The organism is Rhodococcus sp. WY5 (assembly GCF_018588185.1).
Lineage (GTDB): Bacteria > Actinomycetota > Actinomycetes > Mycobacteriales > Mycobacteriaceae > Rhodococcus_F > Rhodococcus_F qingshengii.
In genome coordinates, this window is the sequence record NZ_JAAMPR010000001.1 from 3,793,346 (window position 1) to 3,807,158 (window position 13,813).

Below are 13,813 nucleotides of genomic sequence, written 5' to 3' on the forward strand. Positions count from 1 at the left end.
AGTCGGCGCGGGCGTCGAGATCCTCGAGCCAGACAAGCCACCAGTACGCGTCAGCGCAGTACTCGCACCGAATCGCGATACTCGACGCGGTCGACGGAGCCGGCTCCCGAACCCACACCGACTCGTAAGTGGTTCAAGCGACCGCTGATCGTGGCACCGCTGGCAATCGTGCTGGTGGTGGGAATTGCGTTGACGGCTTGGTTGTCTCCGGTGCTCTCGGTCCGGGGCACCGAAGTTCTCGGTGCGACGACCGTCAGTGAGGAACAGATCCTTTCGCTCCTGGCCGTACCGACCGGTCAGCCGTTGATGCGGGTAGACACCGGCGCCGCCGCCGCACGTGTGGCGACGATTCCGAAGGTGGCCTCGGCTCGTGTGCAGCGGATGTATCCGTCGACTATCCGCGTCACCGTCACCGAACGGGTACCGGTCGTCTTCGTCGACTCACCTGAGGGTGCACACCTGCTGGACGAGAAGGGCGTCGACTTCGAGATGGGCGTCCCGCCGCCCGGGGTTCCGCGTCTGGTGACACCGACGCCCGGGTGGAACGACGAGCCGACGCTTGCCGCGCTCGAGGTGTTGTCGGTGTTGCCGCCGGATCTGAGATTTCAGGTGGGAGAGGTTGCCGCTCGGTCGATTTCGAGTGTCACGCTGACTCTGCTCGACGGTCGCGTCGTAAACTGGGGCGGTGTCGAGCACTCGGATCGTAAGGCTGCTGTGACGCTTCCGCTGTTGACCCAACCGGGGCAGACGTACGACGTGTCCAGTCCTGATCTGCCGACGGTGCGATAGCGCCCGGTGCAGCCGTGCGTCAGTGCGCAGCAAATACTTCGGTGTGTCTCGGCGCGCCTAATGGCGGAACGCGACGACGGTGCATAGCGTTTCGTTTCAGATCGAATACTTGACATAACTCTAACCCTGTGGTTGAGGTTTAGGGTTGTTCTCGAAGAGCATGAAGCTACAAAAACAGCAGTAACAAAGACAGCAGCACTGACAAGCAGCGTGAAACACGACACGGAAGGCGAGAGCCGATGACGCCCCCGCACAACTACCTCGCCGTAATCAAGGTCGTCGGCATCGGCGGCGGCGGCGTGAACGCAGTCAACCGCATGATCGAACAGGGACTCAAGGGAGTCGAGTTCATCGCGGTCAACACGGACGCGCAAGCCCTTCTGATGAGTGACGCCGACGTCAAGCTCGACGTCGGTCGTGAATTGACCCGTGGCCTCGGCGCCGGTGCCGACCCGGAAGTGGGTCGCAAGGCAGCCGAAGATCACAAGGACGAGATCGAAGAGGTCATCAAGGGCGCCGACATGGTGTTCGTGACCGCAGGCGAGGGCGGTGGCACCGGAACCGGTGGTGCCCCTGTCGTGGCAAGCATCGCCCGGAAGCTGGGCGCACTCACCGTCGGTGTCGTGACGCGACCGTTCTCTTTCGAGGGCAAGCGTCGTGGGGGACAGGCGGATACCGGAATCCAGGCGCTCCGCGAGTCCTGCGACACACTGATCGTCATTCCCAACGATCGCCTGCTCCAGTTGGGTGACGCGGCCGTCAGCCTGATGGACGCGTTCCGCAGCGCGGACGAGGTTCTCCTCAACGGCGTCCAGGGCATCACCGACCTCATCACCACTCCGGGTCTGATCAACGTCGACTTCGCGGACGTCAAGGGTGTCATGTCCGGTGCCGGTAGTGCGTTGATGGGAATCGGTTCCTCGCGGGGTGAGGGACGCGCGATCAAGGCGGCGGAATCCGCGATCAATTCCCCGCTCCTCGAAGCTTCGATGGAAGGCGCCCGCGGCGTGCTCCTGTCGATCGCCGGCGGTAGCGATCTGGGTCTGTTCGAGATCAACGAGGCGGCTTCGCTGGTGCAGGAAGCTGCCCACATCGACGCCAACATCATCTTCGGAACGGTCATCGACGATTCACTCGGTGACGAGGTTCGTGTGACGGTCATCGCTGCGGGATTCGACGGAGGAGCTCCGGCTCGTCGTCCCGTGGAGTCGACCGCGCAGGGACGTGGAGCTATCGGCGCCGGGCGCGCGGGTGAGGTCGGCCGGTCGCCGGTGGCCGCCGAACCTGCTGGCGAGCAGCCGATTTCCGCAGCGCGCGAGACCACCGGTTCGGGCAGCTTGCCTCCGATCGGTGTCCCCCGCCATGCGCCGGTCCAGGAAGACGAGGGCGACGACGACGTCGACGTGCCGGTCTTCATGCGTCGCTGACGTAGGGCTACAAACAGTTTCGAGAACAGGGTGCCCGGAATTTCTGGGTACCCTGTTCTTGACTGGATGTCCGGTCACGTCTGAGCCGGACGACAACTTTCGACGTTTGTGAGCACACTTATCTTGAGTACCGAGAAGTCGACCACCCGCACCCGCATTCGCCGCGTCGTGACCAGCCGAGCCGGTGGTGTTTCCGCGTCACCGTACGAGTCGTTCAATCTGGGCGATCACGTCGGAGACGATCCGGCAGCCGTCGATGCGAATCGCCGACGTCTGGCACGCGAAATAGGCGTCGAGCCTGACCATCTCGTGTGGATGGAACAAATCCATTCGCGCAACGTCACTGTCGTGACGGAACCGACCGACGAAGTGATTCCGGTGACGGATGCTCTGGTCACCACTGTTCCCGGCCTGGCGCTCGCCACCCTCAGTGCAGATTGTGTTCCCGTTCTGCTCTCCGACGAGGAGGCCGGTGTGATCGCGGCCGTTCATGCCGGACGGATCGGTGCCCGCATCGGTATCGTCCCGCGCGTCCTCGCGGAGATGGTGCGTCAGGGCGCGGACGTTTCGCGTATCGGCGCCTTCCTCGGTCCGGCTGCGAGCGGACGCCAGTACGAGGTTCCCGCTGCGATGCGAGCGGACGTGGAAAAGCACTTGCCGGGCAGTGCAACTCGCACTGAGAAGGGCACGCCGGGGCTCGATCTGCGTGCGGGACTGCGTAAGCAGTTGCTCGCCGCGGGTGTGTCCGGTGTCGCCGAGGACCCGCGGTGCACGATCGAGGATCGCGCGTTGTTCAGTCATCGCCGAGAATCTCTGACCGGGCGTCAAGCTGCAGTGATCTGGATGGAAGCGCCCGCAGCGCAGGAAACCGTCTAGGCAGAAATGCGCGAGACGGAAATGCGGCTGACAGAAATATCGACGGCACTCGACTCGGTGAGGGCGCGATTGGCGGCCGCCTGCCTTGCCGCCGGTCGCGAGGTTTCCGACGTAGCACTGCTGCCGGTGACCAAATTCTTTCCGGCGTCCGACGCTCGAATCCTGTACGAACTGGGTTGCCGTGAATTCGGTGAGTCTCGTGAGCAGGAAGCAGTGGAGAAGGTCGCGGACTTCGACGGCGCTGCACAGACGGGCGCGATCGATGATCCGGTTCGCTGGCACATGATCGGACAGTTGCAGCGCAACAAAGCTCGGTCGGTAGCGAAGTGGGCCTATGCAATTCACTCGGTGGACAGTGCGCGACTGGTCGATGCACTCGATCGGGCTGCGCTGAGTGCTTTGTCGGACGGTGAGCGCACGGAGCCGCTCCGGGCGCTCATCCAGGTAAGTCTCGACGGAGACCCCGCGCGTGGCGGAGTTCCGACGGGCGAGCTAACGCCTCTCGCCGAGCGGATCGAATCAGCCGAAGGTCTCGAATTCGCGGGACTGATGGCCGTCCCGCCGCTTGGATCAGATCCGGACGAGCAGTTCGAAATCCTCCGCAGGGCACATCTTTTGATCCTCGAATCGCATCCCCGGGCAACCGAACTCTCGGCCGGTATGACCGGCGATCTGGAGGCTGCAGTGCGCCACGGATCAACCTGCGTGCGTGTCGGAACCGCACTGCTCGGCTCACGACCAGTAATCTCGAGGTGATCGCTCAGGTGATCGCCCAACCCGTCCACACCGCTGCGACCGGTCGCAGTCGGATTGATTCCGCCGCGCCAAGGAAGGTCGATCAATGAGCAACCTGCATAAGTTCAAGGCTTACTTCGGCATGGTTCCCCTCGATGACTACGAGGACGAATACGTGGAGGAGCCCGATCAGGCTCGCCGCGCACCCCGTCGTAGTCACGACGGCTATGCCGAGCGCGACGACCGCGAGTTCGTCGAACCTGCCTTCTCGAAGGCGAGCTACGCGCCCAGTCGTCGTGACGAAGAGGACGCGGAGTTCGATCGCTACGATTCCCGGCCCCGCGTCGACACCGTTCCCAGCCGCAGCAGCCGCCCGGCGATGGCGCCGCGCCCGGCAAGCCGTGGCAACCTCGCGGTCGACGCGCGCGCAGAGCGACCCGAAGCGCGACGTGCGCCGGTTGTCGACGACGGCGGCCCGCTCGCCAAGATCACGACACTGCGTCCGCAGAGCTACGCAGAGGCCCGCACGATCGGTGAGCGGTTCCGGGACGGCACTCCCGTCATCATGGATCTGGTCGACATGAGCAACGCCGACGCGAAGCGTCTGGTCGATTTCGCGGCCGGCCTGGCGTTCGCATTGCGTGGTTCTTTCGACAAGGTAGCCACCAAAGTGTTTCTTCTCTCACCGGCCGACATCGACGTTTCCGCCGAGGAGCGCCGTCGGATCGCCGAGACGGGTTTCTACAGCCAGAAATGATGGTCTCGACCGCAGTCCGGCCCCTGAGCAGGGGTGACGTGAGCACATTCGAACGGCGGCCCGCCTCGGCGGACGCCGCATTCGGACCCATCGCCGGCCGTTACAAGACGGACTCGATGCGGACCGGTTCCGGAATTGCTGCGGTGTGTCTGTTTTGGACACACCGCAGAAGTCAGGCAGAGTGAGGGTGTGGACGCGCTTCTCTCTGTGATCTATCTGGTGCTGGTTGTCTTCTGGCTGTTGCTGATCGGCAGAGTGATCGTCGAGTTCGTTCGTTCGTTTGCCAGAGATTGGCGACCGACCGGATTGGTCGCAGTCATTCTCGAAACCATTTTTACGATCACCGATCCTCCGGTGAAACTGCTCCGCAGGTTGATCCCCCCGATCAACCTCGGTGGAGTTCGCTTGGATCTATCCATCATGGTCTTGCTTTTCATCGTCATCATCCTGATGTCGGTTGTTCGCTGAGCGCAGTCCGAGTGAGTGGTATGCCAGAATGGATGCCATAACTCATCCAGTGGTTCGCCACTACGTAGTTCGCCACTACGTAGACTGTGTTGCAACTGAATGCTTGCTAGACCGCCAAATGACGCGTGAAGGGATCCTTCCATGCCGCAACTGACTCCAGCTGACGTGCACAACGTTGCGTTCAGCAAGCCGCCTATCGGCAAGCGTGGCTACAACGAGGACGAGGTCGACGCATTCCTCGACCTCGTCGAGCAGGCGCTGTCGCAGCTCATCGAAGAGAATGCGGACCTGCGCCAGCGCGTAGGTGAGCTGGATCAGGAGCTCGCGGCTGCCAAGAAGTCGCCGGCACCTGCTCAGCAGGCAGCACCCGTCGCAGCGCAGCCCAAGCCGGAGCCCGCTCGGGTCGTCGAACCGCCCAAGCCTGCACCTGTTGCAGCGCCGGTTCCCGCCGCCGCTGCCGTTGCAGCGCCGCAGAGTGGCGACACCCACATGCAGGCCGCAAAGGTCCTCGGACTGGCTCAGGAGATGGCGGATCGCCTCACCAACGATGCCAAGACCGAGTCCGAGCAGCTGCTCGGCAGTGCCCGCACCAACTCCGAGCAGCTCATGAGCGAGGCTCGCAGCAAGGCTGACGGCATGATCGCGGATGCGCGCAACAAGTCGGAGGCGATGCTCACCGACGCTCAGACTCGCTCCGAGACCCAGCTTCGCCAGGCTCAGGAGAAGGCAGACGCTCTCAAGGCGGACGCCGAGAAGAAGCACACCGAAATCATGGCGACCATCAACCAGCAGCGTTCGGTCCTCGAGGGCCGTATCGAGCAGCTCAAGACGTTCGAACGCGAGTACCGGGTGCGCCTGAAGTCCTACCTGGAATCGCAGCTCGAAGAGCTCGAACAGCGCGGCTCGGCCGTACCGGTCGACGGTGGACAGGATTCCTACAGCCCGTCCTTCGCCAAGGGAAACAGCTGACCGAGAGCGCCCCGTCGGCTCAGCTATCGGACCGGACAAAGGTTGATACGTGCTGGTCGTGACGTTGGTTCTCGCGGGAGTTGGTTTCGCTCTCCTGATCGTCGCCCTGACCACAGGGTCGCTGATCTGGGCGTGGGCATGTATCGCGATTTGTGTAGCAGGTGCCGTCCTCCTGCTGGTCAGTGCGCTGACCAGCAGGAAGGCGGTTCCTTCGTTGGATGACCCGGCATCGGGCAGCGGAATGTCGTCGCCTTACGGTCGAGTCGAGAGTTCCTCGAATTCGTCGATCGACGATGCAGCCACCGCCAACGATGACAATCAGAGAAATCATGGCGAGTCGCCGGGTGGCCCCGACAAGTCCTAGGGCGAGTTCCGACAAGGTCCAGGACGAGTATTAGACTGTCCAACACGAATACCAGGCTGTGATCCGGCAATCACCGGGGAGCTTTCGGAAGAACGGTTCTTGTCGCTTCAGGCGCCCAGAACTCAGTAGAACCGAACGGGTGAGCCCGTCACAGCTCGATCGAGTGGCACCTCGGGATCCAAGCGCGGATCTACGGGGTGCAAACGGGGTGGTACCGCGGTGTCGGCGCACAAGCGCCACGTCGTCCCCGTGCCGAGTCCGACTGGCACGAGGAGATCGCCATGGCGAGTAACGGGTATCCCAAAGTCGACTACGGTGTCCCCGCCGACACCGGAGTCAAGTTCCCCGAACTGGAACAGAAAGTCCTGAAACAGTGGGACGACGACGACACCTTCCGTGCGTCGGTTTCCAATCGGGACGGCAGCGAAGAGTTCGTTTTCTACGACGGACCGCCCTTCGCAAACGGCTTGCCGCATTACGGTCACCTGCTGACGGGGTACGTCAAGGACCTGGTGCCGCGCTTCCAGACCATGCGTGGACGCAAGGTCGAGCGACGCTTCGGCTGGGACTGCCACGGACTGCCCGCAGAACTCGAAGCGGAGAAGCAACTCGGCATCAAGGACAAGGCCGAGATCGAAGTCATGGGTCTGGCCAAGTTCAACGAGTACTGCAAGGCCTCGGTGCTCAAGTACACCGACGAGTGGCGCGACTACGTCACCCGCCAGGCACGTTGGGTCGACTTCGACAACGACTACAAGACCCTGGACGTCGACTTCATGGAGTCCGTCATGTGGGCCTTCAAGGAGCTGCACGACAAGGGCCTGATCTATCAGGGCTTCCGCGTGCTGCCCTACAGCTGGTACGAGCAGACTCCGCTGTCCAATCAGGAGACTCGTCTCGACGACGCGTACAAGATGCGTCAGGATCCTGCAGTCACGGTCGACATGCCGCTGGTCGCTCCGGGTTCACCATTGGACGGCGCAAACGCGATCATCTGGACCACGACTCCGTGGACACTGCCGTCCAACTTGGCCACTGCGGTTCATCCCGAGGTCGACTACGTCCAGGTGCTCGGCGAGGACGGAAAGCGGTACGTGCTCGCGGAAGCACGGGTAGCTCATTACGCACGTGAGCTGGGGGAGGACCCCGAGGTCGTTTCCCGCCACAAGGGCGCCGAGTTGGTCGGACTGTCGTACACACCGCCGTTCGACTTCTTCCTCGGACATCCAAACGCGCACGTCGTGCTTTCGGCCGACTACGTGACAACCGATTCCGGAACCGGAATCGTCCACCTCGCACCGGCTTTCGGTGAGGAGGATATGGATGTCGCCACGGCCAACGGTATCGAGGTCGTGCAGCCGCTCGATGCGGGTGGAAAGTTCACCTCGATGGTTCCGCCGTACGAGGGCTTGATGGTCTTCGACGCCAACCCGGTCATCATCAAGGACCTCAAGGCCGCTGGAAAGCTGCTGCGGCACGAGACGATCGAGCACTCGTACCCGCACAGTTGGCGCAGTGGGCAGCCGCTCATCTACATGGCGGTTCCCTCGTGGTTCGTTGCGGTCACCAAGTTCCGCGATCGCATGGTCGAGCTGAACAAGGACATCACGTGGGTGCCCGAGCACATCCGTGACGGCCAGTTCGGCAAGTGGCTCGAAGGTGCACGCGACTGGAACATCAGCCGAAACCGCTACTGGGGCAGCCCGATCCCGGTGTGGGTGTCGGACGATCCGCAGTACCCGCGTACGGACGTCTACGGATCGCTAGATCAGTTGGAGGCAGACTTCGGTGTGCGTCCGACCGATCTGCATCGCCCGATGATCGACGACCTGGTCCGCCCGAACCCCGACGACCCGACCGGGAAGTCGATGATGCGCCGCGTTCCCGAGGTGCTCGACTGCTGGTTCGAATCCGGTTCGATGCCGTACGCGCAGGTGCACTACCCATTCGAGAACCGTGAATGGTTCGAGGGCCATTTCCCGGGCGATTTCATCGTCGAGTACAACGGGCAGACTCGCGGATGGTTCTACACGCTGCACGTGCTGGCCACCGCACTCTTCGATCGTCCGGCGTTCAAAACCGTTGCTGCGCACGGCATCGTGCTCGGCGACGACGGACTCAAGATGAGCAAGTCCAAGGGCAACTACCCGGACGTGAAGGAGGTGTTCAACCGCGACGGCAGCGATGCGATGCGATGGTTCCTGATGTCTTCGCCGATCTTGCGCGGCGGAAACCTCATCGTGACCGAGCAGGGCATCCGCGAAGGTGTGCGTCAGGCATTGCTCCCGCTGTGGAACGCCTGGAGCTTCCTGCAGTTGTACGCCCCGGAATCCGGTGTGTGGCGTACCGATTCGGAGAACATCCTCGATCAGTACATCCTGGCCAAGCTCGCTACCACCCGCGACGTGATCACCGAGGCCCTCGAGGTCAACGACATCGCCGGCGCGTGCGACGAGCTTCGGTTGTTCTGTGACGCACTCACCAACTGGTATGTGCGACGGTCGCGTTCGCGGTTCTGGGACGAGGATCGCGACGCGATCGACACCCTGCACACCGTGCTCGAGGTCGTGACGCGTCTCGCTGCGCCGCTGTTGCCGCTGGTGTCCGAGGTGATCTGGCGCGGGCTGACCGGGGAGCGCTCGGTTCACCTGGCTGATTGGCCCGAGGCGTCGGAGCTCCCCGCGAACCCCGAGCTGGTAGCGGCGATGGACGACGTCCGGACCGTGTGCTCCACGGTGCTGAGCCTGCGCAAGGCGCAGAATCTGCGTGTTCGTCTTCCGCTGCCCGAGGTCACGGTTGCGGCGCCGGATGCCGAGCGTCTGCGTCCGTTCCTCGGACTGATCGCCGACGAGGTCAACGTCAAGAAGGTCGATCTGACCGATGACGTCGACGTGCACGGGCGCTTCGAGATCGCGGTCAATGCGCGTGCTGCAGGACCGCGTCTGGGCAAGTCCGTTCAGACTGTCATCAAGGCGGTCAAGGCGGGCGACTGGACCGAGAACGCGGACGGCGTCGTGGTTGCGGCGGGCATCGAACTGCTGCCCGAGGAGTACACGCAGAAACTGGTTGCGGCCGAGCCGGATTCGACGGCTGCACTGCCGGACGGTGCGGGACTGGTCGTACTCGATTCCGCTGTGACGGAGGAACTCGAAGCCGAGGGATGGGCCAAGGACCGTATCCGTCAGTTGCAGGATGCGCGCCGCGCCGCCGGTTTGGACGTCTCGGACCGGATCAACGTCGTTCTCGAGGTTCCGCAGGACTGCAAGGAGTGGGCAGAGCGTCATCGCGAATTGATCGCCGGTGAGGTTCTGGCCACCTCCTTCTCGGTGGGTGAAGCGGGAGACGACGCCGTCGATCTCGGTGAGGGTATCCGCGCCGCAATCACGAAGGTCTAGTACCGACGCGACTACTCCGGCTCTCCGATGAATATCTGTATGTCGGGGTGCCGGAGTAGTTTGCTCTCATGAGTACGAGCAAGGAAACCGTGGCGCGCATTCTCGAGCAGTTGGAACCGCTCGACGTGCGGGCAAGGGCGATGTTCGGCGAGTACGGATTGTATTGCGACGAGAAGATCGTGGGCTTGATCTGCGGAGACGTTCTGTTCGTCAAACCCACCGAGGTCAGTACGGAGTTCGGATCAGAGGCCGATCTGGCTCCGCCGTACCCGGGAGCGAAGGATTATTACCGGGTGACGGAGGAACGGTTGCAGGACCTCGATCACCTGCACGCCTTCATTCAACGGACTGCCGACGTATTGCCCCTGCCGAAGAAGAAGTCGCCGAAGAAGAAGGCGCGGACGTAAATTCTGCACCTACTTTTGAGAGAACCGTAACGCCCGATGAATCAAGGTGATCCCACACGAAGTCGTAGGTGGGTGCTGCATCTCGACATGGATGCGTTTTTCGCTTCCGCCGAGCAGTTGACGCGTCCCACTCTGCGAGGTCGCCCGGTGCTGGTCGGCGGCTTGGGCGGGCGCGGGGTGGTGGCCGGGGCAAGTTACGAAGCGAGAGTTTTCGGTGCGCGTTCGGCAATGCCGATGCATCAAGCACGCCGGATGGTCGGTGGTGGAGCGGTGGTATTGCCGCCACGGATGTCCCTGTACTCGGTTCTCAGTAAACGCACGTTCGACGCGTTGCGCCTTCGTATGCCGATCCTCGAGCAACTGTCGGTGGACGAGGCTTTCGGGGAACCGGTGGAGTTGGCCGGTGTCGGAGCTGACGAGGTCCGCGCGTTTTGCGAGGACCTGCGGGCGTTGATCAAAGCCGAGACCGGGTTGGTCGCTTCGATCGGGGCCGGCGCAGGTAAGCAGGTCGCCAAGATCGCGTCGGGACTGGCAAAGCCCGACGGCGTCGCAGTGATTCCTCCCGGGATGCAGCACGAGTTGCTCGATCCACTGCCGGTGCGAAAGCTCTGGGGGATCGGTCCCGTCGCCGAGGAAAAGCTCAAGCGTCTCGGCATCGAAACCATCGGTGGGTTTGCCCGCACTCCCATAGCGGAGGTGGCGTCGATACTCGGAACCACTGTCGGTCCGGGGTTGCATCGGCTTGCGCAGGGGATCGACGATCGGCCGGTCGCCGAGCGTGCCGAATCCAAGCAGATCAGCGCGGAATCCACTTTCGCCGCAGACATCGTCACGATGGCGCAACTGCGCGCCGCCGTCGAAAGTAGTGGTCGTGCAGCATTTTCCAGGCTGGAGAAGGACGGAAGAGCTGCTCGCACCGTCGTACTGAAGCTCAAGAAGTCCGATATGGGTATCTTGACTCGATCCGTGACGCTGCCGTTTGCCACCATCGACCGCCAAATCCTCATCGCGACTGCGCAGAAACAGGTCATCGATCCACAGGAATTGGGGCCGATTCGCCTGGTCGGTGTGGGATTCGCCGGTTTGTCCACCGTTCGGCAAGGATCACTTTTTCCCGAGTTGGATCAGGATGTTCCCGGCTATCCGGTCGAGACTCTCACGGGCGCCCTCGATGAGGCCGAACTCGACGTTCCGGTGGCAGCACGTGTCCCTCAGCGCTACTGGCACCCCGGTTTGGACGTGAAGCATCCAGAATACGGACACGGTTGGGTGCAGGGCGCCGGGCACGGTGTGGTCACCGTTCGCTTCGAAACCCGTTCCAGCGGAACGGGAATCGCCAAAACCTTCGCCGAATCCGATGAGGTGCTCGAGGTAGCAGATGCGGTCGACAGCCTTCTCTGAGGATGTCCTTAGACTTTTTCCGCTTACCGTTGGGTAATGTTGTCGACGATCCTCGAGCAAGCACGATGTTCGACTGACGCTCGAATGTGAACACCCGAATGGATAGGACTGAGAAGTTGAAGCTTCAGAAGATGACCGTTGCAGCCGTGGCGATCGCAGCAGCCCTGACGATGACCGCTTGTGGCTCGGATGACAAGACCGACTCGCCCACCACGACGTCGAAGACCACGACGACCACGACGGCCTCGGACTCGACAGATGCGCCGGTCGCGTTGCCGACCGCCCCTGAGCTCAACGCCAAGGTCGCCCAGGCACTCGACGAAACCGTTCCGGCCGCAGACAAGGTCAGCCTCGTCCAGGGCGCCGAGGCTGATCCCGAGCTGATCAACCAGGTCGCCGCTGCCGCCAAGGCTGCCGGCGCGCAGGTCGAGATCCTCGACCCGGTCACCGACACGGGCAGCGAGACGGCAGCAGCTTCGCTGAACATCGTCGTCAACGGCCAGCCGCTGCAGCAGGGCCTGCAGGCTTCGTTCGTCTACGAAGACGGCGTCTGGAAGCTCTCGAAGACCACCGCTTGCCAGATCGTCGGCGTTGCAGGTCTGACCTCGCCGGCTTGCGCTGCTTGATCTCTCGGTAACACCTGAAACACCAGAGCGGCCGCCGACTCCCGAAGGGGAGTGGGCGGCCGCTCTTCACGTGGTAAGCGACGTCAGTGATGGAATCCCTCGGTGACGCGCGGCCGCGGCATCGGGCTGTCCAGTTCGTCGAGGAACGCGGTTTCCTCTTCGATGATGCGCAGCAGATTGGCCGCCAGGTCCATGCTCAGTCCGTTACGAACCACGATGCGCTGCACTGTCAGATCCGCGAGATCGTCCGGCATGGGGTAGGCCGGCACCAACCAGCCCTTGCCTCGCAACCGGTCCGAGAGGTCGTACAGCGTCCAGTTGGACGTGTGCCCCTCGGCGAGGCGCCACGCGAAGACCGGGATGTCGGAACCGTCGTTCCACAGTTCGAACGCGTCGAGTTTCCCGATCCCTTCGGCGAGAAATTTCGCCACGTCCTGGGAGGACTGCTGGATCGCGCGATAGCCGTCGTGGCCGAGACGCAGGAACAAGTAGAACTGCAGGATCACCTGAGCGCCGGGGCGCGAGAAGTTCAGTGCGAAGGTCGGCATACTGCCGCCGAGGTAGCTCACCTTGAAGACGAGGTCGTCGGGAAGTAGATCCTGCGATCGCCAGACCACCCATCCGAGGCCGGGATAGACGAGCCCGTACTTGTGCGCCGAGGTGTTGATGGAGTGGACGCGCGGTAGTCGGAAATCCCATTCGAGTTCGGGCTGAAGGAACGGTGCGATCATCGCACCGGAAGCGCCGTCGACGTGGATGGGGACGTCGAGTCCCGTCTTCGCCTGGATCTCATCGAGTGCCTTCGAGATTTCCAGGACCGGCTCGTACATCCCGGTGTACGTGACGCCCATGATCGCGACGACGCCGATGGTGTTCTCGTCGACGTACTTGTCCAGATCGTGACCGTCGAGGGTGCGGTGTTCCTCGCTGATCGGCACGTAACGCGCTTCGACGTCCCAGTAGTTGCAGAACTTCTCCCAGCACACCTGGACCGCGGAACTCATGATGAGATTTGGCTTTTCGGTGGACTTGCCCGCGGCTTTTCGTGCGTGCTGCCAGCGTCGTTTCATCGCCAGGCCGCCGAGCATGCAGGCTTCGGACGAACCGATCGTCGAGGTGCCGATTGCGTCCTTGGGGGAGGGCGAGTGCCAGAGGTCGGCAAGGATGCGCCAGCAATAGGTTTCGATCGCGGCGGTCTGCGGATACTCGTCCTTGTCGATCATGTTCTTGTCGAACGACTCGGCATACAGTTTGGTGGCGTGATCGTCCATCCACGTGCTGACGAACGTCGCGAGATTGAGCCGCGCATTGCCGTCGAGCATCGTTTCGTCGTGGACGATCTGATACGCGGTCTCGGGAAGCATGCCGTCGGGTTCGAGTGTGTACTTCGATGCAACCGAATCCTCGCCAGGCCTCGAGAAGATCGGATTGACGGCTACGTAATCGGTGTGATCTGACCTTCTGGGTTCCGGCATGAACTCTGGCTCCTCACATCAGTGTGTCGCGTTGGTCTGTTTCGTACCTACTCTCACCGTTCAGTGTGGACGGGCAGTTGTCAAAGGGTCTGTGGTCCCGAATCATTCGCGAAAGGCCGAGACA

13 protein-coding genes are annotated in these 13,813 nt (G+C 62.5%); 12 read left to right on the plus strand and 1 reads right to left on the minus strand.

Translation table 11 applies throughout. The features are described 5' to 3' along the window. Positions 1-150: 150 nt before the first annotated feature. From G4D79_RS17750 to G4D79_RS17805, 12 genes are all read left to right on the plus strand, one after another. A complete protein-coding gene (locus G4D79_RS17750; RefSeq protein WP_007733212.1) occupies positions 151-789 on the plus strand; it encodes a cell division protein FtsQ/DivIB in 639 nt (212 codons plus the stop codon). Between the two features lie 239 nt (positions 790-1,028). After that, positions 1,029-2,216 carry a cell division protein FtsZ gene (ftsZ, locus tag G4D79_RS17755; protein WP_099697652.1) on the plus strand — a complete coding sequence of 396 codons (1,188 nt, stop codon included), beginning with the start codon at positions 1,029-1,031 and terminating at the stop codon, positions 2,214-2,216. Between the two features lie 108 nt (positions 2,217-2,324). Next, positions 2,325-3,092, plus strand: a complete 768-nt coding sequence (gene pgeF, locus G4D79_RS17760) for a peptidoglycan editing factor PgeF (RefSeq protein WP_007733207.1) — start codon at positions 2,325-2,327, stop codon at positions 3,090-3,092. 6 nt (positions 3,093-3,098) lie between these two features. Next, positions 3,099-3,848, plus strand: coding sequence for a YggS family pyridoxal phosphate-dependent enzyme (locus tag G4D79_RS17765; RefSeq protein WP_007733204.1), 750 nt, complete (start codon positions 3,099-3,101; stop codon positions 3,846-3,848). Between the two features lie 85 nt (positions 3,849-3,933). Next, positions 3,934-4,584, plus strand: a complete 651-nt coding sequence (locus G4D79_RS17770) for a cell division protein SepF (RefSeq protein ID WP_003941752.1) — start codon at positions 3,934-3,936, stop codon at positions 4,582-4,584. Between the two features lie 189 nt (positions 4,585-4,773). Continuing rightward, on the plus strand, positions 4,774-5,052 hold the full coding sequence (locus G4D79_RS17775) for a YggT family protein (protein ID WP_003941780.1): 279 nt from the start codon (positions 4,774-4,776) through the stop codon (positions 5,050-5,052). Positions 5,053-5,193: 141 nt separating this feature from the next. After that, positions 5,194-6,021 carry a DivIVA domain-containing protein gene (locus G4D79_RS17780; protein ID WP_003941722.1) on the plus strand — a complete coding sequence of 276 codons (828 nt, stop codon included), beginning with the start codon at positions 5,194-5,196 and terminating at the stop codon, positions 6,019-6,021. A 49-nt stretch (positions 6,022-6,070) separates the two neighbouring features. Further along, positions 6,071-6,385 (plus strand): hypothetical protein, encoded by a 315-nt coding sequence (locus G4D79_RS17785; protein ID WP_007733197.1) that lies wholly within the window; start codon positions 6,071-6,073, stop codon positions 6,383-6,385. Between the two features lie 281 nt (positions 6,386-6,666). Continuing rightward, positions 6,667-9,780 (plus strand): isoleucine--tRNA ligase, encoded by a 3,114-nt coding sequence (gene ileS, locus G4D79_RS17790; RefSeq protein ID WP_099697670.1) that lies wholly within the window; start codon positions 6,667-6,669, stop codon positions 9,778-9,780. Positions 9,781-9,848: 68 nt separating this feature from the next. Continuing rightward, a complete protein-coding gene (locus G4D79_RS17795; protein ID WP_003941748.1) occupies positions 9,849-10,187 on the plus strand; it encodes a TfoX/Sxy family protein in 339 nt (112 codons plus the stop codon). A gap of 36 nt (positions 10,188-10,223) precedes the next feature. Continuing rightward, positions 10,224-11,588, plus strand: coding sequence for a DNA polymerase IV (locus tag G4D79_RS17800; RefSeq protein WP_099697653.1), 1,365 nt, complete (start codon positions 10,224-10,226; stop codon positions 11,586-11,588). Positions 11,589-11,719: 131 nt separating this feature from the next. After that, positions 11,720-12,214 carry a hypothetical protein gene (locus G4D79_RS17805; RefSeq protein WP_235867807.1) on the plus strand — a complete coding sequence of 165 codons (495 nt, stop codon included), beginning with the start codon at positions 11,720-11,722 and terminating at the stop codon, positions 12,212-12,214. Positions 12,215-12,297: 83 nt separating this feature from the next. Here the strand turns inward: G4D79_RS17805 and G4D79_RS17810 are convergent, their stop codons facing one another. Continuing rightward, on the minus strand, positions 12,298-13,689 hold the full coding sequence (locus G4D79_RS17810; protein ID WP_003941675.1) for a glutamate decarboxylase: 1,392 nt from the start codon (positions 13,687-13,689) through the stop codon (positions 12,298-12,300). Between the last annotated feature and the right edge of the window lie 124 nt (positions 13,690-13,813).

Excerpts from the sequence above, each read along its gene's own strand:
- ftsZ (WP_099697652.1), top strand. The coding sequence starts at position 1,029 with ATGACGCCCCCGCACAACTACCTCGCCGTAATCAAGGTCGTCGGCATC.
- G4D79_RS17765 (WP_007733204.1), top strand. The coding sequence starts at position 3,099 with ATGCGCGAGACGGAAATGCGGCTGACAGAAATATCGACGGCACTCGAC.
- G4D79_RS17770 (WP_003941752.1), top strand. The coding sequence starts at position 3,934 with ATGAGCAACCTGCATAAGTTCAAGGCTTACTTCGGCATGGTTCCCCTC.
- G4D79_RS17780 (WP_003941722.1), top strand. The coding sequence starts at position 5,194 with ATGCCGCAACTGACTCCAGCTGACGTGCACAACGTTGCGTTCAGCAAG.
- ileS (WP_099697670.1), top strand. The coding sequence starts at position 6,667 with ATGGCGAGTAACGGGTATCCCAAAGTCGACTACGGTGTCCCCGCCGAC.
- G4D79_RS17795 (WP_003941748.1), top strand. The coding sequence starts at position 9,849 with ATGAGTACGAGCAAGGAAACCGTGGCGCGCATTCTCGAGCAGTTGGAA.
- G4D79_RS17800 (WP_099697653.1), top strand. The coding sequence starts at position 10,224 with ATGAATCAAGGTGATCCCACACGAAGTCGTAGGTGGGTGCTGCATCTC.
- G4D79_RS17805 (WP_235867807.1), top strand. The coding sequence starts at position 11,720 with ATGACCGTTGCAGCCGTGGCGATCGCAGCAGCCCTGACGATGACCGCT.
- G4D79_RS17810 (WP_003941675.1), bottom strand. The coding sequence starts at position 13,689 with ATGCCGGAACCCAGAAGGTCAGATCACACCGATTACGTAGCCGTCAAT.